General features: G+C 41.1%; 20 protein-coding genes. 5 read left to right on the top strand and 15 right to left on the bottom strand.

Annotation, left to right across the window (positions count from 1 at the left end; genetic code table 11):
* Window positions 1-108: 108 nt before the first annotated feature.
* The 15 genes from IJ00_RS07910 to IJ00_RS07995 form a co-directional block, all read right to left on the bottom strand.
* Window positions 109-903 carry an SDR family NAD(P)-dependent oxidoreductase gene (locus tag IJ00_RS07910; protein ID WP_035151754.1) on the bottom strand — a complete coding sequence of 265 codons (795 nt, stop codon included), beginning with the start codon at window positions 901-903 and terminating at the stop codon, window positions 109-111.
* Window positions 904-999: 96 nt separating this feature from the next.
* Complete coding sequence (locus IJ00_RS07915; RefSeq protein ID WP_035158646.1) at window positions 1,000-2,001, bottom strand: NADP-dependent oxidoreductase; 1,002 nt, start codon at window positions 1,999-2,001, stop codon at window positions 1,000-1,002.
* Window positions 2,002-2,119: 118 nt separating this feature from the next.
* On the bottom strand, window positions 2,120-2,386 hold the full coding sequence (locus IJ00_RS07920) for an oleate hydratase (RefSeq protein WP_035151756.1): 267 nt from the start codon (window positions 2,384-2,386) through the stop codon (window positions 2,120-2,122).
* Window positions 2,387-2,435: 49 nt separating this feature from the next.
* Entirely contained in the window at window positions 2,436-3,464 is a 1,029-nt protein-coding gene (locus IJ00_RS07925) for a zinc-dependent alcohol dehydrogenase family protein (RefSeq protein ID WP_035151758.1), read from the bottom strand.
* A gap of 660 nt (window positions 3,465-4,124) precedes the next feature.
* Window positions 4,125-5,459 carry an IS701 family transposase gene (locus IJ00_RS07930; RefSeq protein ID WP_035151761.1) on the bottom strand — a complete coding sequence of 445 codons (1,335 nt, stop codon included), beginning with the start codon at window positions 5,457-5,459 and terminating at the stop codon, window positions 4,125-4,127.
* 526 nt (window positions 5,460-5,985) lie between these two features.
* A complete protein-coding gene (locus IJ00_RS07935; RefSeq protein WP_339366896.1) occupies window positions 5,986-6,303 on the bottom strand; it encodes a hypothetical protein in 318 nt (105 codons plus the stop codon).
* 1,708 nt (window positions 6,304-8,011) lie between these two features.
* Entirely contained in the window at window positions 8,012-8,326 is a 315-nt protein-coding gene (locus IJ00_RS07955) for a DUF6527 family protein (protein WP_046814752.1), read from the bottom strand.
* 39 nt (window positions 8,327-8,365) lie between these two features.
* Complete coding sequence (locus IJ00_RS07960) at window positions 8,366-8,638, bottom strand: hypothetical protein (protein ID WP_035151772.1); 273 nt, start codon at window positions 8,636-8,638, stop codon at window positions 8,366-8,368.
* Window positions 8,639-9,751, bottom strand: coding sequence for a hypothetical protein (locus IJ00_RS07965; protein WP_035151774.1), 1,113 nt, complete (start codon window positions 9,749-9,751; stop codon window positions 8,639-8,641).
* The gene (locus IJ00_RS07970) at window positions 9,751-10,143 is read right to left on the bottom strand and encodes a hypothetical protein (protein ID WP_035151776.1); all 393 of its coding nucleotides are present in this window, start codon (window positions 10,141-10,143) and stop codon (window positions 9,751-9,753) included. Before IJ00_RS07970 ends, IJ00_RS07965 begins: the two co-directional genes overlap by 1 nt.
* Entirely contained in the window at window positions 10,143-12,152 is a 2,010-nt protein-coding gene (locus IJ00_RS07975) for a hypothetical protein (RefSeq protein ID WP_035151779.1), read from the bottom strand. The genes IJ00_RS07970 and IJ00_RS07975 overlap by 1 nt, the downstream gene beginning before the upstream one ends.
* A gap of 139 nt (window positions 12,153-12,291) precedes the next feature.
* On the bottom strand, window positions 12,292-12,807 hold the full coding sequence (locus IJ00_RS07980) for a hypothetical protein (RefSeq protein ID WP_035151782.1): 516 nt from the start codon (window positions 12,805-12,807) through the stop codon (window positions 12,292-12,294).
* A 2-nt stretch (window positions 12,808-12,809) separates the two neighbouring features.
* The gene (locus IJ00_RS07985) at window positions 12,810-13,121 is read right to left on the bottom strand and encodes a hypothetical protein (protein ID WP_035151786.1); all 312 of its coding nucleotides are present in this window, start codon (window positions 13,119-13,121) and stop codon (window positions 12,810-12,812) included.
* Between the two features lie 3 nt (window positions 13,122-13,124).
* On the bottom strand, window positions 13,125-13,928 hold the full coding sequence (locus tag IJ00_RS07990) for a hypothetical protein (RefSeq protein WP_035151788.1): 804 nt from the start codon (window positions 13,926-13,928) through the stop codon (window positions 13,125-13,127).
* A complete protein-coding gene (locus IJ00_RS07995) occupies window positions 13,925-14,422 on the bottom strand; it encodes a hypothetical protein (RefSeq protein ID WP_144416004.1) in 498 nt (165 codons plus the stop codon). The genes IJ00_RS07990 and IJ00_RS07995 overlap by 4 nt, the downstream gene beginning before the upstream one ends.
* 56 nt (window positions 14,423-14,478) lie before the next feature.
* Here IJ00_RS07995 and IJ00_RS27020 point away from each other — a divergent pair, with 56 nt between their 5' ends.
* The 5 genes from IJ00_RS27020 (at window position 14,479) to IJ00_RS08020 (ending at window position 17,483) form a co-directional block, all read left to right on the top strand.
* Window positions 14,479-15,177, top strand: coding sequence for a hypothetical protein (locus IJ00_RS27020; RefSeq protein WP_052754417.1), 699 nt, complete (start codon window positions 14,479-14,481; stop codon window positions 15,175-15,177).
* Window positions 15,178-15,318: 141 nt separating this feature from the next.
* The gene (locus IJ00_RS08005; protein WP_035151793.1) at window positions 15,319-15,639 is read left to right on the top strand and encodes a hypothetical protein; all 321 of its coding nucleotides are present in this window, start codon (window positions 15,319-15,321) and stop codon (window positions 15,637-15,639) included.
* Between the two features lie 33 nt (window positions 15,640-15,672).
* Window positions 15,673-16,311: a hypothetical protein gene (locus IJ00_RS08010; protein ID WP_035151795.1), complete on the top strand. Its 639-nt coding sequence runs from the start codon at window positions 15,673-15,675 to the stop codon at window positions 16,309-16,311.
* A gap of 3 nt (window positions 16,312-16,314) precedes the next feature.
* Window positions 16,315-16,770, top strand: a complete 456-nt coding sequence (locus IJ00_RS08015; RefSeq protein WP_035151798.1) for a hypothetical protein — start codon at window positions 16,315-16,317, stop codon at window positions 16,768-16,770.
* Window positions 16,770-17,483: a hypothetical protein gene (locus tag IJ00_RS08020; RefSeq protein ID WP_035151802.1), complete on the top strand. Its 714-nt coding sequence runs from the start codon at window positions 16,770-16,772 to the stop codon at window positions 17,481-17,483. Before IJ00_RS08015 ends, IJ00_RS08020 begins: the two co-directional genes overlap by 1 nt.
* The last annotated feature ends 8 nt before the right edge of the window (window positions 17,484-17,491 follow it).

The following is a 17,491-nucleotide window of genomic DNA, read 5'->3' on the forward strand; positions in this document are numbered from 1 at the left end:
AAACTGCAATGCGAGAATTATTACTATGTGGCACGACTGGCTGCGTCGTTTGAGATTGAGGACTAATCATTTGATTCCTGGGTTGAATAGGCGATCGCGGTGAATTTATTAAATAATTGATCGCACCACTCCACCCTCTACGCGCAAAGCAGCACCATTAATCGCAGATGCCAAGGGACTAGCAACAAATGCAACTAATGCCGCGACTTCAGAGGTTGAAGCAAATCGCTGAATCAGTGAAGATGGACGAGTCTTAGTAAAAAAATCTTTCTCAACTTGTTCGGGTGAAATATTTTGCTCCTTGGCAAACCCCTGGATGAAAGTTTCTATTCCTTCAGAACGGGTTGGACCTGGCAATACGGTATTGACTGTGACATGGCTGCCTGCGGTTGTTTCAGCTAAACCACGACTCAACGCTATTTGTGCAGTCTTTGTCACCCCATAGTGAATCATCTCAACGGGAATATTCAAACCAGACTCACTAGAAACGAAAATAATCCGTCCCCTATTTTCCTTGAGCATGAGGGGTAAGTAATGGCGTGATAGTCGTACACCGCTCATCACATTGACTTCTAGAATATTCATCCACTCCTCATCAGAAATGTCTTCAAATGCTTTGGAGGCATAGATTCCCAAGTTATTCACCAGAATATCGACGAATGGCGCTTGTTGAATCGTTGCTTCAACTCCTGCTTGGGTTCCTAAATCAGCGACAATTCCTTGAGTTACAGCATTTGGGACACTTTGCCCAATACTCTCAAGGGCATGGTTTACACGCTCTTTAGTTCTGCCATTGACAATCACCTTCGCTCCTTCTTGAGCAAATATAGTAGCGATCGCTAGTCCAATTCCGGCGGTTGAACCACTCACCAATGCAACCTTATCTGATAGTTTGAGATCCATAAGTATTTTGCTTTAATTCTAATATTTGTTAATTCAGCGATCGCCGTGAGTAAAGTACCTGTTGTAAATGCCAGCACAACAAGCTTGGGAGGCAAGCTAATCCAATTTCACCACCATCTTGCCAACATTTTTTCCTTCAAATAGTCCGATGAACGCGCTCACTGCTTGCTCGATTCCGATTACCACTGTTTCTTTATTCTTCAGTTTTCCGTCTCGGAAATATTTACCTACTTCCTGTTCAAATTCTTGCTGATGAGCTAGCCAATCACTAACAATTAGTCCCTTCATCGTTAACCGTTTAGTAATCATGTTAAATAGATTAGAAGGACCAGGCTGCTTCTCCTGATTGTAACCAGAAATGCCGCCACAAGCGATAATCCGCCCATGCACTTTTAATACTGAGAGCGCTGCTTCAAGCATTTCACCTCCCACATTATCAAAATAGACATCAATGCCATCTGGAACCTCTCGGTTCAATTGTTCGAGGATAGGAGCGGCTTTATAATCAAAAGCAATATCAAATCCACATTCTTCCTGTAGGAACTTGACTTTTTCCATGGAACCTGCTGAACCGATCGTACGGCATCCACGCAATTTGGCTAGTTGCCCAGCCACACTTCCCACCGCACCTGCGGCTCCCGAAATAAAAATCACGTCGCCAGCTTTGACGTTTACCAAATTTAATCCCACCCAAGCAGTCATACCCGTCATCCCAAGGGCACCGAGATAAACTGATAATGGTTGCACCTCCTGGCTGACTAGATGCAACTCTTTTGGTGCTGCGATGAAGTATTCTCGCCAGCCAAAGCTGGAAGTCACAATATCGCCTTGATTGAATTCTTTAGCCCGTGACTCTAATACTTCGCCAACTGCACCGCCATTAAGCGGTTTGCCTAATTCAAAAGGTGGAACGTATGATTTCCTGTCGCTCATACGACCACGCATATATGGGTCAACTGACATATAGAGATTGCGAACAAGTACCTGCCCATCTTGAAGTGGCTGTAGTTTGGTTTGCGCGATCGCAAAGTTATCTGCGTTGGGCAGTCCGTTAGGGTAAGAAACCAGCACAACCTCGCGACTGATTACATCTGTCATAATTTGCTCCTGATTATCCACCTTTTCAGTAAACTTACTTAAATGCTTTGACTAAAGCCTCAAACTGCACATGCAGTGACTTGTCGTGGTGCGAAATAGGTGGGATTTCGTCAAATACTTACTTCCCAGGGGAATTTAGGGAGGGAATTGATTTGAATAAATCCCAAGTGCATTCGTAATTGTCGGTTGTCAACATTCGCCCACCCCGCAGCGAATAGCCATCGGTAGGGTTCCCGGCTCCATCCATACTTCCCCCCACGACGGGCTTTACCTCCAAAATGAAAATATTTTCCCCACAGAAGTCATCGTCGCGGATCATGAAGGCTGCGGCTGCCAAAGAGCCAATACCACCGCCTAATAAATAAGCATTCGGTTCATGAAGCATCTCAATTAACTCCCAAATAAGCGTGATTGATGCTGAATTTTGGAGCGTATTAAAGCCGCACCATCACTTTAATTGCTTCTCGTCCATCCATTGCCGCATAACCACCTGGAACACCATCCAGATCGACCGTCAGATCCAACACGGGGGAGGGATCGATTTTCCCTGCAAGCACATCTGCTAATAGTTCCGGAATATAAGCCCGCGCAGGCGCAACACCACCCCGCAAGGTAATATTTGAGAGAAACATCCCTGCCAATTTCACACTGCCATGTGGGACACCGACATAACCAATCGTGTCACCTGGACGTGTAATCCCAATCGCCGTACTGAAAGAAGATTCCGTGCCTACACATTCCAAGACTGCCTCAGCACCGCCTTTAGTCATCTCTTGCACTTCATCAATCGCCTGTTGATCGCGGCTTTTTACCACATCGGTAGCACCAAAGCGGCGGGCAATTTCAATGCGTTTTTCATGTTTGCCCAGTAGAATGATTCGAGCGGCTCCCAGTCGTTTTGCAGCTAAAACGCCGCACAGTCCCACCGCCCCATCGCCAACCACTGCCACTGTCGAACCTGCTCGGACTCCAGCAGAAATAGCCGCATGATGTCCAGTTGCCATCACATCTGTGAGCGGTAGAATTGCGGTGAGTAAGGCATCGTCGTTTTCCACTTCCCTAGGAATTTTTACTAGTGTGGCATCGGCAAAGGGAGCGCGCACAGCTTCTGCTTGTCCACCATCGTTGGTTCCACCCCAAAAGCCACCTTGGATACAGGAAGTTTGTAGACTTTTGCCACAAAATTCACAGGAGCCATCCGAAAAAGCAAACGGAGCTAGTACGCGATCGCCCTTTTTCAAATTTCGCACATCCGAACCAACCGTTTCGACAATACCCATCCATTCGTGACCTGTGCGCCATCCCGGTTTCCAATCATCTGACCCTCGGTAAAACCACAAATCGGAGCCACAGATGCAGGCATGGGTAATCCGCACAACGGCATCTGTTGGCTCTTGAATCGTAGAGTCGGGAACGGTTTCGACCCTTACATCACCAGGAGCATAATAGACAGTTGCTTTCATAATCGATTTTCCTGTTATGAATAGTTAGAAGTATGGATTTTGTAACTTGCAATTCTTTTCTGTGAAAAGTTTTTAAATACAAGTGTTGAAAATCAGTTTTGTACTTGAATTTCATCCACTTTAATTAACTGCTATTCAAGTAGCTTGTAGCTTGATTAATGTTTTTGTTCCAGCAGCATCAGTAAGTGAAACTGCCATCATCACACCATTTGAGTTCTGTGCAGTCAAAACTTCAGTTGGTGAATCAATCGTGTGAGCGTAAGTTACTTCCTCTAGAATATTTTGCTTATGAAAATTACGCAAAGTGCTATTGAACCGGCAATAAAAAATAAATCATCATTGATAATTAATTTATTGGGTTGATAAAAATTCAAGTAACTCTTTCGTAGCTTTATGCTCTGTTTCTGTAGAGTTTTTACCATCTATCTTAGGTTATAAAGGTGAATATCTTGGGAGGTAGAGACATCTCTAATTTGTTAGTCTGCAAAGTTAATATTTTGCCAATTAATGTATTAGAATTAGTAGCTACATCCGATTAAGATCTGATTCGCACAGAAAATCTTAAGGAGACTCAATCCATTACCAGGTTTCAGTTTCAGCGAAAAATTGCTGTATTATCCCTCTTTTGTTACTTTAGGAAGAGAAAAATTGACAAGAGGTTCAACTAGCAACAGAGAAACTGACTGGAGAAGCGCGAAAATCATTCATAAAGTTGATTAATTTCAAAAAGCAACGCTTCATACCAGGAATGTTAAATACTGTGAGCCAAGGTTGAATCAAACAGTAAAAAATATAGGGTTGAATGAGCAATCTCAGATTATTTAAGGCACTCTTCCATGTGGTACCAGATTCCCAATTAGGATGTTGACTATATTGAGAACTATTAAAGTCTATTGAGGAAGGTAATTCTGAACTAGATGTTGATTGATTTTGGACATGAAGTTGAAAATAAGTAGCCTGAATGCTAACGAAAAGGTAAGCACTAAAAATGATTTCCCACCAGCGTTCAATACTTTCATAATCAGTTAGACGAAAATCAGCCCAACCTAGTTCATTCTTAACTTGTTTAAAACCATATTCAATCCAATTTCTTAAACTATAAAGTTGCGCGACATTCAGTGACAAATCAGTTGATAAATTTGTCATGATGTACCAACTTTCATCTCCCGTAGGGTCGGGTGCATTCATCTTACTGATTTGGTAGTATCTGGTACGGCGACGTTTACCAAAAATAATTTCTCTCAAGTAACGAGTTTCAGTTTGACGATGTGAAAGCTTTTGCTCATAAGCTTTCCAGCGATTATAACGTTTTCGGCTTCCTGGGGGCATCAACACTCCATGATTGGAGCGAATTGCTACGATAAACTCTAGTTCTAATTTTTCTAAACATCTAATTACATCTCCACTCTCACCATATAGGCTATCCGCTAACACTAATTTAATTTTGAAACCCCATTCTTTCAACTCTTGAATAATCTCTATTGCTATTTGGGGTTTACTCTTATATTTATCGCCTTCTCTTAAGCGATTTCTCGGTTTAAATATTTGGAACATTAGAGGATAAGTAATCCCATCTACTACACCATAAGCATTTACAGATACTATTCCATTCTCTGTCTTGCCTAAGTTTCCGATATATTGACTAGTCACATAATCTGTTGATTTTGCCTTTTTCTTATCCCCGGTTTCGTCAATACATAAAATTATTTCTCTTTCTCCAATAAACCTTTTGATCAACCACAGCCTAATTTCTCTTAACTTTTTGACATCCCACAGTGCATCTCTCAAAAAATGATGTAGTGTTTGGCTATCTTTTAACCCCACTGTTTTAGCTATTAGGGGTAGGGTTTTTCGCGGGATTTCTGAAACTATGCCCAAATGTAAGAATTTGAAAGCTTCAAAATGCCTTACATCCTCAAATACTGAATAATAGTGCTGGCAGTAGTTATCTATGAATGCCACTGTGCTTACTGGCTGTCTGCGCGGCGTAACCATTCCTATTACTTACTTTGTCTGCTTTTTTTCTGATTATACTCTCCCCGTAGTAACAAAAGAGGGATTATACCAATTCACAATTCGCAATTCGCAATTCGTAATTAATAAATCCTGGTTTGACAAGGGTTTTAGAGCTTGGATATGTTTCAGGATTTTCGTGAAATGGTATTAGCTTAAATTTCTGAAACCATTATAAGGCTTTAGTTTTAAAATTAGCTCTGATAGCACCCTGACTTGAAAAAGGCAGTAGGGAAAAAGCTTTTTCATACCTTCTGGTGTATGCAGTTCATGACGGCTACTTAATTAATTTGGCGATCGCCCCCTGGGCGGCTCTCCTTGGGAGCATCACCTCTGGTGCTGCGCTCTGTGCGATCGCATTAATCCTGTTCCAAGATGACCTCATTACAGAGGTATCTAAAAAATGCTCTTGTACTTATGAACCTAACGTATTGATTTATATAGTTGTCTCTTCTTCTGGAAAATCGTTCTCAAGTTTGACTCCAAAAGGTAAAGTGTCAAAGCCTATTTATTCTAGAGTTAGAATCGCATTTTCTACTTCAACATTAGTGATTTTTTCTCGCTCAACTAGGGATAGAAATAGGTTATATACATCCTGGTACTGTTCGCTAACATATGCAATCCAATTATTTTGATAAGCAAGTGCATCATGGAGTGCCATGACTATTTCTGTATAGGGGTCGTCCATATACATATCATGTAAAGAGCGCATTTTTCGTAATATACTATCAGCAAAAACCGCAGCTACCGGTTCTCCTGTACATGTGGAGAGTTGTTTTAAATCTGATAATAAAGACTTAGTAATTTCGACTGCACTTATTTCCAATATAGCTTACTCGTTATCCATCCAGACTCTCCCTTAATTATTTTGGTTATTTTGCAATTAGAAATGGGCATTATTTTGAGATAGATTTACTAGTTTAATTTTACATCTTGTTATTGGCTTATTGTGCTTGACAACGCAATAAGCTTGGAAGATAGAAAATCGCTTTTTTTCCGCAATGCTTCCCGCAAGGTAGAAGTATGGAACGCTATCGGACGATGTTTACCTGTAAGCGAGCTGACAAAAGACCTCCGGACACACAAGACTAGCTTCTACCCTAAGTCCCGCTTCGCCTATGTGAAAGGAACTGGTAAGCTAGCTTGCGGCAACACTGCGCGTACACTAACGCAATTTTATTGCGTCAATACTGTTAGTACAAAAACAAAGATGGTGCTTATATCTACTCTTTACTCGTAGAGGAATTTTGTATGAGATGAGAACGTTGTATGTGATTCTGGCAAAAGCCTTTTCAATCAAGGAATTCAGCTTCAGAAGCAGTCAAAAACTAAATGGTGTAAAGATGGTGTAAGTTCAAAATTAGAGCCTGAAATACTTGCTGTATAAGGTATGTTCCAGGACTGAAAATCCTCGTGTCACGAGTTCAAGTCTCGTTCCTGGCATGACCCAAAAGCCTCTCCCAGAGAGGCTTTCCAGCTTTTCCAAATCAGGCTTTCTTGTCCAGACTAATTTAAATGACTAAAATCTGACTAAAATCTATCAAAAATTAGATAGATTTATCAGGTTTGATTATCAAGCAAAAGGCGTTAAAATTCTTTCCTCTCAGAAGACTCTCGCCATCTAACCCAGTGGTGAAATTCATTAAAAATTTGCCACTCCTTTGACCTCATAAAGGCATAAAATCCCCTATCAGACTTTGCGACCATCGCCTTTATCCGTTTAGTTTCTATAAACTCTTGGATGTAGGTTCCGGTACTAGGAAGGGTGCCGCAGTCAATAGCCCTGGCATATCTGATAACTCGTTTAGCCAAAATTCTAGGGACACGGATTGGAACCGTTGTTCCGCTATTCCATTTGTTGTGAATATCCTCAAATTCCATAATTACCCCGGAAAATTAAATAAATACGCTACAGAAAATTATTCCATAGCGCGAGTTCGGGGTAATTCAAGGGTCAATGACTGACCACATCAGTTTTAACTCAACAAAATTATGGATAGCAAAACTGCTTTGGCAAAGGTCGCAAACTATCTGAAACAGCTTCGATTTGAAATCGGGACTGTCACCAGTTCAAAAGCGATCGCCGATATTTGTAATAATTGAGGAATAGTTTTAAACAAACGAATGATTGTAATTTTTGGAGTAACAAAGGGTCGAAATCGGGTCTACTGGACTGGGAAAAGATGGAGCGAACAAATAGAAAAAGCAAGATTATATAAATCAACATTCTCAGCAAAAAGGTTTTTAAAAAAGCCTTTACCAGAGGGAATAGTGGGTAAGGGGATTAAAATAATAAGACCATGAAAAATCAAAAGTCTTTGTATATAAGAATTTCCGCAGAGAGCGACAAAAGACTAAGGGAGTTCGCCAGCAATCATCAGCTAACATTGTCTGGATTGATTGAAAATATGATTGACGGACTACCAGATTCTAGTTTCGCGGGTTGTTTTTCTGGGGACAAGAATTTTAGATTTCCCCTAAAAAGGATTAATCATTAATGTCAGTGACCGAACAAAAAAGCGATCGCCCTTTGCTTAATCTACTTCTCCGATATCAGGCATTTCTACTGTTATCCCTGCCATCGAGTGTGTGCAGTCATTCAAAAATTCTAATTTGCCATTTTTTACAAAAAGATGGCAAATTTCAACTCTTCCATCTGTATACTCAATCCGTTGAATCAGGCTAGGTGAAAATGTTGGAGCGGTTAAATCACCGTTAAAACTCCAACTTGCGCCATTGGGGCTTTTGTGTGGCTGAATGAATACCGCATGAGGATTGTTGCATCCGGGACAGTGAAAAACATAACCCTGTATCTTCCCGTCATTATTAGTAAAAGATTCTAGTTTCATTTCATAAATCTCCTAACAAAAAAGCGATTGCCCCAATTGCTAATCATCAATAACCACATCATTTCTCTCTACGGTAAAGTAGGTGATTCTCTCCAGCATCTCCCTACCTTCTGATTTTAAAATGCGTACCTCGCTTTTAAAGAGAAGTAGTCCAAGGGATTGTAATTCTCTTTCCATGACGGGGTGATCTCCGAGTATGGCGATCGCCATCAGATGAGGTTCAGTTTCTGGATAATTGAAATGTAGCCAGTGTCGAGTAAAAACTCGGTTGGATAGTTTGACGACAATTCGGAGAAATTCTTGTAAGGGCATTTAATCATCAATCGTGATAACGACATCGGTCTGTTTTCCTAATACTTGCCTCTGCATCAAGGATTGGGCAGCCAGGTAACTATCGAAATTATTCGCCACGATGAAACCGGCTTCAATACAAGAGTCTGCGAATTCTTCTAAAAATTGCTCTAAAAATGCTCGTTGCCTAGCGTCGGGGATAGCTTCCACCCTTTTCTCAATCACGTCTTGCTGAATTGTAAAAGCGGGGCGGTTAGATTCTCCCCATCGGTTAAAGTTCTCCTCACCCAAAATCCTTTTCATGAATTTAGAGAAAGGATTATCAGGATTAGCCTTCAAAAATCTACGGGCTGACTTAAATCGATTGGACAATTCGGCATTTATCAGGGTTTGAATCGCCGAAGCACTAATCAAAGCAATTGATTGATAAATCTCTTCTCTAGCTTCCTCATCCAGTTCTGCCATAGCAGCTGATGCCATGCCGGGATTAAAGGCAAAGGCAAGGGTTCCTGGTAGCGCGCCGCAAACTAAATATCCAGTGGCTTTCCCCACAACACCACCGAGCAATCCATAGAAAGAATTCAACCGTTGCTGTATCTGTTTGTCCAATTCCTCATCAGAGATATTCAGATTAAAGTTCAAGGCAAAGGACACCGTAGAGACAATTACCGAGTTGAGCGCGGTAAAGGTTCCCACAGCCAAGCCACCCAAAACGCTTCCCGCGACCAGTGCCCCCACAGTCCCCAAACCAGCGATAAAGCTGATACCCGCAGCAACCGCAGCGCCCCCGGTGACAATAGCAGCTGTAGCCGCGATCGCCATGTAGGCGTATCCTTCAATTTTGCGGGCTTGGGCACGGGCTTGAGAGATAACTTTAACTTTGCGGACTTTAAAAGTTGAGTCCTTAAATGGGTTTTTCGGGTCATACTTAGGCGCGGACGGTGTTCCCACCAAAAACTCACCATCATCGGTGATATAGCCGATGTCTGGCTGTATCAATATATCTACGGTTGTTTCGTATTGGGGTGGGGTGAGGTAGTCTTCCACGGCTTCGCGGATACGAGAGCCTATCCACACACCCCCGGCAGCTGCGGCTCCCACCAATGGCGCGGCTAAAACTAAAGGTAAGGGCATTATTTTTTCCTTTGTTGTGGAATGGTTCTACGTCTAATTTTTATCCTTCTATCCTTGGGTTTGACCTTGGGTGTGACTTTCCCGGTCAAGATATCAACATCAAAATTCAAATCCGTGTCATCGTCCGGTAGCCCATTTACAGTTTTTTCTATCCGGTCAGTCCAGTTATCAAAATCTCTAAAACTGTTGCTGATTTTTTCTGATTGTTTGCGGGATACTGGAGTATTTCTAGCTGCATTTCGTTGAGCTTGAATCTTGGCTCCAAGCTTGCCTTCCATGGGTTTTTTACCCGCTAAAACCTCACTAACGTTAATGTGCCCATTAACTTTATTTCTGACAGCTTGCACAACTTTCTCATCATAGGTTACAGCTTTCTTTTCTGTTTCTGCCATCACTTCCCATCCGTTCTCTGATAAAGGACTGCTCTCAACATACTAATAACTTGCAGTGCGTCTAGTAATTGGTCATGAAGGGAATTCTTCCCCGTCCAATCTTCGTAGGTAAACTTTCCACTACCGGGCTGTAATAGGTTTTTTAATGATTCGGAATCACTTGTAGGTACGGGTAAACCAAATTCGTCTAGCTCTTTTTTCGGAAGATTTAAAAGTAACGGGACTTCAACACTTTTAGTATCAGTGGGGTAGTCCAAGTAGTCTTGGATATCCGTCACTGTCTGCAAGGTTTTTGCTAGTAGGACTTTGATATTTTCTATCTCTAAAGTGCTTCTAAATTGCAAGTCAGTATTAACATTCCCTTGCTTACATCTCTGCGTTAACAAAATAATTAATTCTCTCAAAGATGTTGCTACATCTGGCAACACAACCATCTCTCTTTTAGGTTTTCCTTTGTCGTCAAGCTCTCCTGTTTCAAATTCGATAGCTTGGTGAAAAGTGCCAATTAATGCTTGCTCTTGTTCTGCTTGCCAAGCTAATAACTCCGTAAGCGTTTGTAGCTTTTTACGTTTTTTATCGTCGATGAATTTAAATATTTTTGCAAAAATACCTTGTTTGAATGGCTTGATTAAAGTTTCGGGAACATCGACTGGATAGTTTTCAATTCCAATTAATCTATTGGAAATTTCCGTTCTTTGTACTGCCAGTTTTAAATATTCGTTTAATGTGGGTGGGGTTCTGTTAGATTTTTGGGAGCCTTCCCGCTCCATATCCTCATCAAATATTTGTACCGTTGTCGGTTCCCCTATTCTCTTCAATATTAATTTCATTAATTGTTCAAGATTTGAATTGTCAGGGCAACAAGCCATATCATCTCCTTTGCAAGGATTTCTACAAATAGCCGGGGGTGGGGGTGGAGCGGGGAAGCCGTTGAAGTAAGTAAAAAATAGACCTTGAATTTCTAATTGAAATCCAGGAAAAACGTATAAGGTTCCGTTAATATCTTGAGTAATTCCCGTAGGATTGTACTCTCGTGGTTCGTAGGCTGAATCTATCTTAATCGGAAAGATAGAAGCATCTCTTTCCATCCCTGTATAGGGTTTTCTATCGGTAACAATTCTATCCTCTGGTAAATTATTGATTTGTTGTTCCGTCAGGAAGAACTTATCAATAATTGGCGTGGTGTTAATTAGAGGAATATTAGAGGAGGATTCATTTAAGAATAAGCGAATTGTGGTGGTATTAACATTCGTATAATAGACGTAGGTCGCTGTCGTTTCTAAAGTCCAGATAGTATCAGGCTCTAGATAGTCACCATCGATAGTTCCTCCGGCATTTAGCCAATTATTCTTGTAGGATTCCCTCGCAGAATTATTACGCCAAATAGAGCTAAATTCATTAGATACCCATTGGGTGTTATACCCGTGAGATATCTGCATTGACAGCACAATCTTTGTATCAGCACGGATAACCGAAAAGCCTCGAAAATCCACAATCTTAGAAAAATAAAGGTCGGGATTAAAATCATAATCAACAAGATTTGTTGTCAGATTTTTGTATACAAAACCATTACCGTATTTATTATCAATATGGTAAACATTCGTATCGGCGAAACGAATATAATCAGCGTTTTTTACCGAACCAATAATACGAGGTTTTCTACTCCTCTGAGAAATATTGTACGCGGGTGTTTCTGGCTTTCTACAGGATTGATTGCGATAAACAATTTGGAATGGTGCAGCCTTAACAAATCCAAAGTCCCCATCAAATTGTATTCCGATGTTGCAATCATCTTGAATCTTGGTTACAGATAAACCAATCAATCTATTGGTAAACGGAAACCCTCCACACCACGGGGAGTCAGGATACCTACTACAATCGCGGGGGTCAGCTGGGGTTGTGGGGGTGTGAAAAAATGGTGTCCCCGGTACATTCTCTAAGTACGCTTGAGCGCTCACTGCTTCTTTCTTTTCTTTTTTCTTGTCTCGCTGTCTACGCTGTCTTACCATGTGCGTGTAAATCGAATATGCAAGCCTTTTGATTTATTTGTCAGGTGAAAATATTTGTATCGGAATAATTCCATATCCACCTTACCTATCAGCTTATAAGGTGGACGAAAATCATCAACGTCATTGTAATAGAATCCGTTCATCTTCTAATTAATTGATATTTCAACAAAGTAGAAAAATTATAATTCGCTGTCCCGGTAATACTGGATAGAAAAAATAATCTATCAGCAATACTTACTGTAGTATCTAAATCTAAATTAATACTTTCTTTAATTTTTCTAACAAATTCCACAACTCCACTATTATAAGTATTGCTTCTAATATTCGTGTTTGTGGCTGCGTTGGCTCTCCCAAGCGTCACGGTACAAGTATTAGAAGAATTCCAAGTATTGTTAGAAATAAGCGTGTATTCCCAGCTTAATAATCGGTATCGATAATCTGTTGATAAAGGATACCCGAAGCTGTTGATAGTTACACCACTCTCAAACCACGACCACTCTTTAATAACTGAAATCCAAACCGACCCATTCCAAATCCATTTTTCTAACAAGTTTCCACTTGATAGCTCATCCCACATGTCTCCTAAATTGGGATTTGTGGGTGCTGTAGATTGCCTGGAATATTTAATTCCAGGATTAGAAAAAGATATCGGCATTATTAACTAAACTCTCTCACTTCAATTGATGCCGTTCCACTGCTGAGAATGGCGTGCAAAGCACCCGTATAGATTGGCATGGGCATTTCATAAAAAGCTCCAGCAATTAAGGAGAATGCGTAATCGGAAGTAGTCACAGTATTACTGTAATCAATAAAAATTGTTGAGCTACTAGTATTAAAAATAGTTAACCCCCGACGGTTGGAATTAGCTGCACACAATACTGATTGAGTCGTTGATAAACTATTAGAAATTTGCACCGCACTAGATGCGCTAGGGAAATTAATTTGAGCGCTCGGATTAGTAATGGGCATTATTTATTCACACTCCAGGATTGATAAAATTGTCGTACTTGGGGAAATTGCGCTAATTTGACCACGCCATAAGCCGGATGATGGTGTCATCTCAAAATTCCCATCGGGGTTTAATTTAATCCCCGCATCAATTGTGGCGCTAATTCCTAGGTTGAGAAAACAAGGATTTTCTCCAATATTAGTTAAGCTTAAATATTGACGATTATTATTAGCAGGTAATACCAAAGTAGAAGTATTATTAATAGAAACATTATCGTCAAAGCATTCTGACAATAAGCTATTAGCAGAAACTATTATTTCTTGGGAATAACTCCCATAAATAGTTAAGGTATCGGTTCCCGTTAATAATCCTGTCCCTACATCTTTTAATTGCACACCTATCTTTCCGTTTTCCCCCAATTCCACAGCCAGATTGTCGGTAAACAAATCTTGTAGATTGTAACTACGATAAGGATACCCACTGGGGTTAAGGAGCGAAACGGAGCCAATAACCTCCCAGGTACTACCCTGAGAAATCAATAAATCAAGCTGTTTTCTGGGGGAAGTCCATTCAACGTCCAAGGACTTATACAGCTTGTCTGTTTCCGAGTCGGTGAGTTCAAAATTAGGGAGAGTAATTTCAGGCAAGCTTGTAATACGAGCGTACGCTCGTAAACTTTTTACAAAATTGTTGACCGATAAGACGGTTAGACCGGGAAGAATGTCCGGGGTAAAACTCGGCATTAAATCCACCAGACTCCCAGCCGTTGTGCTGGTGAGTTTTTGGGTAATCTGGCGAACCCGTTGATAAGTGCTGATTCCGCTCATCCGAGGTATTCCTTGGCGGAAAATTCTGTTTTACCCTCTGCGGTCAGAATCATTTCCAAATTCAGGGAAATAGTACCGCTAAAAATTCCCGTATCCCCGTCGATGGTCGTTGATACGTTATTCAATCCCTGAGGGTTAAACAGTGTATCGGCTTCCCGGTTCTGTAAAAATGTTGCGATTTCAAGTAAATATTGAGCGGGATTATCACTGATAAAAGTTCCCCCAGTGCCTGCCACGAATCCATGGTTATTTAAGTAATCACTCGCACCGATGGATATTTGTCCAGCCAGCACCGTTGTGATCACGGGGAAGGTGAAACTACCAGAGAAAACCAGGGAATCTATATTAAATGTCCCTGAAATGAAGTTTCTAGCGTTCGGGTTTTTGGCTGTATTGGCTTCCGCCATCTGTAAGAAGGTAATTAATTCTAGTAATTGCCCTTCAGCTGTCGCTCGTTTTAATGTGCCGTTTGTTCCGGGTGTTACTACTGTCATGTGTGCAAGGAGAGAGTTAAAAGCGATACTTTTAGTAATTGCTAAATTATACACATATGCCTAGACAAATTATTCTCTCAGGACACGAAGAGACTTTAAAGCCAGCAATTACAGAGTTAATTGCTTTGTATCAATTACTGGAAGATAAGGACATCGGGACTGTATATAGTTATCCTCCTGAGAATGTCACTACCAATAGAAGACATGAAAAACCGAAGGTAATTCTATTTTTTAAGTCTCCCAAGCCCATCAAAAAAGAGAATACCCGTACGGACAGAAGATATGAGGCATATGTCAGCTTTCGACTAATGAATGAGACCTCAGAAACAATTACAAAAACAGAAGTTGAAACAATAGCGCAAAGAATCAAATCAGTGTTTGCCACACCCCCGTTAAGCTGGAATCGAGGGAAACTTTTTTGTACTTATTCTGATTGGAGTAAAGGTTATCAATTTCAATTAATCGTTTCTAGCAAAGAAGAAGCAAAAAAACTAATCAAAGCCCTTCTAAAAATCCAAGGTCATACACCTAACTGGGCTTTTATGAATTCCATTGAAAATGAGGAAGCAGAGGAAAGTTTTGACGAGACACCAGGCAAAAAAAATATCTTAGGGCAAGCAGTAAATAATCCGGTAAAACGTAGAAAAATTAGAACTTTGTTCGCCTACGCCTTAATGTATTTACCTCCTAAAGTGGATCCAGTCGTTTTAATCTCGATTGACGGCAGACATCAAAATCCAGTAGTGAAAGTGTAAAAATCAACCCGTTTCAGGGGGGTTGAGTGTGCTTAAACAAGTTGAGCCTGAAAGCCTTACTGTGTAAGGGTTTTCACCTATTGCACACCACAAAAAATACGCTATGCTGAGTATTGAATACAACAGCAACCAGTACGAGTCATGGATTTAACTTTTGCAGAAATCATTGCCCAACTTCCCGACGGTGACGCGGTAAAAACTTGGTGGGAAGGTGCGGACGCGGTTCCCAACGCTACAACCGTAAATGAATTTTTCGCTAAAACCTTAAAAGCGGCTAGTGACGCTCAACGCGCCAAAAATGCCAACTTAACAGCAGGCAGCAGAATCGACGCTTACCCAGCCCCCGTGAATGGTGCAGTAACTGTTGATGCGGCTACTGGATTACAATCCTTCATCACTACTTACAGCGTCCGCTCTCGTGTTGCCGTAAATCTTGATGTTGCGATTTCTCCCTTAGCTTAATTTCTTTTGATTAAGTAAAGGAGATAAATAAAAATGCCAAGCGCACCATTAAACAAGGTTTACTTCCCGATTTACCGCAAAACTTCGGGAGACACAGGAAGAAGTCTAAATGACCCATTTGGGGTATTTTCTTGCAGACTTTCCACAGCTCGCTTTCTGGATATTGAGAGCAAGATTATAAGCGGAGTTCTGATCAAAGAGCGCAAAGCTTATACCCGCTCACTCACCCTTGCAGATGGTACAACCATAACTGCCACACCTACGGCGGGAACTGAGATTGCTGCATCTGAAATTGTTCTTCCCATCGGTGGCAGAGGTAGCCGCAGCGTTATCTTGACCACGGGGAAACTAATCGCCGATACCAAGCGAACCGTAGGCAAAGGAAGTGCTTATCATACGCTAACCTTCCGTTTTCCTGGTTGGGCAACCATTGCCAATATTTCGGAGGCTCTGGGTGAACTGATTCCAGCAAATAAAATCAAGGAAACCCCTACGAGTGATGATATCCGTCCCTACTTCAAAGTTGTAGGGGGAAGGACTTATCCCATCACTCTAGAATCGGATGCAGAGACTAGCACTGATGTACAGGTTCCTGAAAACTCAACAGAGCTAGAAGCTCTACAAACTCAAGCAGATATCAAGAAAACTCGTAAAAAAGCGGGAACTACTTAAAAAATGCTTGAGCCGTTGGGGCTACAGGATGGGGGGTGGGAATTGGTCGCGTCTGGCTATTACCAAGCGGAGAGAGTTGGCAGTCAGTATCGACCGATTCCCCTGATTGAATTCCCGTACAACCTTTCTAATCACATAGTCGCAATTCAAACCAATAGCGACACAATTAGACCAACATGGAGAAGGTCAGGGCAATTAATCCAGGTTGTAGACTTGGGGCTTTCTACCGGGCAAGACGTGGAATTTACCCAACAAAGACTAACAACTTATCTGAATAGAACAAAGTTGTTCTTTCTTCCTAAAATCTCAGAAACCTATCAGTTAAATTTTCTTCCCTTACCTTGGATTTATGACCTATCTATTAGAATTTGGTCACACCCAGACGTAGGAAATACCAGGGAATATCTAGAAAGAATCGAGCGTAAAATTGATGATATGTCTGAATATGGTAATGTGTGATGCCGTGGCAATTAATCTCACAGATAGCCTTGTCTGAACAATGGCAATTAACACCCCCAATTAGTGGGGAAATATTCAGAATCAAGCATTCCCCTATATTTAATCCTAAGAAAGAGTACCTTAAGGCTGTAATTTCCCCGGCTTTCATTGATGACGGGATAAATTTACTGAAGCCTACAAGGTTAAGTTATCGTGATGCCCATGAGGTTTTTACATTTTATTTTCCTCAAGGGATAGCACAACAGCAACTAGCTTTTAAAAGACTAGATGCAACCTATATTGAATGGAATATTGAAGCTGAAATCTTTTATCCCGCTAGAGGAGAAGAAGACTTCGCAAACTACCTAATTACGCGATTTGGAGAACTCATGCCTTTATTTAATGAAATCAGCCTACAAGGATTAGAAGTTTCTGTTACTAACAACTTTCCTGAAATTCGTAAATCTAATGAAGATTACGATACTTCTACAACCCCTGTGGCTGTGTTGCTAGAACGGACAAACAGAGTAACCGCTTCTATTTACAACAGTGGTAGCGCAGATGTCACCGTTGGCTTTTTAAACCTGGCGGGCGACGCTGTTGATTCTCCTCTGGCAGTCATCAAGCCGAGAGGAATCTACGAATTACCCGCAGGATTTGCTAACGAATTATACGCAGTATCCGAAACTCCTTCTGAGGTCACTGTTACAGACTTTACCCGCATAGGAAGTTAATTAAACCC

This window comes from Calothrix sp. 336/3, from assembly GCF_000734895.2.
GTDB lineage: Bacteria > Cyanobacteriota > Cyanobacteriia > Cyanobacteriales > Nostocaceae > 336-3.

Coding starts and splice junctions, on each gene's coding strand:
- IJ00_RS07910 (WP_035151754.1), bottom strand. CDS start 903: ATGGATCTCAAACTATCAGATAAGGTTGCATTGGTGAGTGGTTCAACC.
- IJ00_RS07915 (WP_035158646.1), bottom strand. CDS start 2,001: ATGACAGATGTAATCAGTCGCGAGGTTGTGCTGGTTTCTTACCCTAAC.
- IJ00_RS07920 (WP_035151756.1), bottom strand. CDS start 2,386: ATGCTTCATGAACCGAATGCTTATTTATTAGGCGGTGGTATTGGCTCT.
- IJ00_RS07925 (WP_035151758.1), bottom strand. CDS start 3,464: ATGAAAGCAACTGTCTATTATGCTCCTGGTGATGTAAGGGTCGAAACC.
- IJ00_RS07930 (WP_035151761.1), bottom strand. CDS start 5,459: ATGGTTACGCCGCGCAGACAGCCAGTAAGCACAGTGGCATTCATAGAT.
- IJ00_RS07955 (WP_046814752.1), bottom strand. CDS start 8,326: ATGAAACTAGAATCTTTTACTAATAATGACGGGAAGATACAGGGTTAT.
- IJ00_RS07960 (WP_035151772.1), bottom strand. CDS start 8,638: ATGCCCTTACAAGAATTTCTCCGAATTGTCGTCAAACTATCCAACCGA.
- IJ00_RS07965 (WP_035151774.1), bottom strand. CDS start 9,751: ATGCCCTTACCTTTAGTTTTAGCCGCGCCATTGGTGGGAGCCGCAGCT.
- IJ00_RS07970 (WP_035151776.1), bottom strand. CDS start 10,143: ATGGCAGAAACAGAAAAGAAAGCTGTAACCTATGATGAGAAAGTTGTG.
- IJ00_RS07975 (WP_035151779.1), bottom strand. CDS start 12,152: ATGGTAAGACAGCGTAGACAGCGAGACAAGAAAAAAGAAAAGAAAGAA.
- IJ00_RS07980 (WP_035151782.1), bottom strand. CDS start 12,807: ATGCCGATATCTTTTTCTAATCCTGGAATTAAATATTCCAGGCAATCT.
- IJ00_RS07985 (WP_035151786.1), bottom strand. CDS start 13,121: ATGCCCATTACTAATCCGAGCGCTCAAATTAATTTCCCTAGCGCATCT.
- IJ00_RS07990 (WP_035151788.1), bottom strand. CDS start 13,928: ATGAGCGGAATCAGCACTTATCAACGGGTTCGCCAGATTACCCAAAAA.
- IJ00_RS07995 (WP_144416004.1), bottom strand. CDS start 14,422: ATGACAGTAGTAACACCCGGAACAAACGGCACATTAAAACGAGCGACA.
- IJ00_RS27020 (WP_052754417.1), top strand. CDS start 14,479: ATGCCTAGACAAATTATTCTCTCAGGACACGAAGAGACTTTAAAGCCA.
- IJ00_RS08005 (WP_035151793.1), top strand. CDS start 15,319: ATGGATTTAACTTTTGCAGAAATCATTGCCCAACTTCCCGACGGTGAC.
- IJ00_RS08010 (WP_035151795.1), top strand. CDS start 15,673: ATGCCAAGCGCACCATTAAACAAGGTTTACTTCCCGATTTACCGCAAA.
- IJ00_RS08015 (WP_035151798.1), top strand. CDS start 16,315: ATGCTTGAGCCGTTGGGGCTACAGGATGGGGGGTGGGAATTGGTCGCG.
- IJ00_RS08020 (WP_035151802.1), top strand. CDS start 16,770: ATGCCGTGGCAATTAATCTCACAGATAGCCTTGTCTGAACAATGGCAA.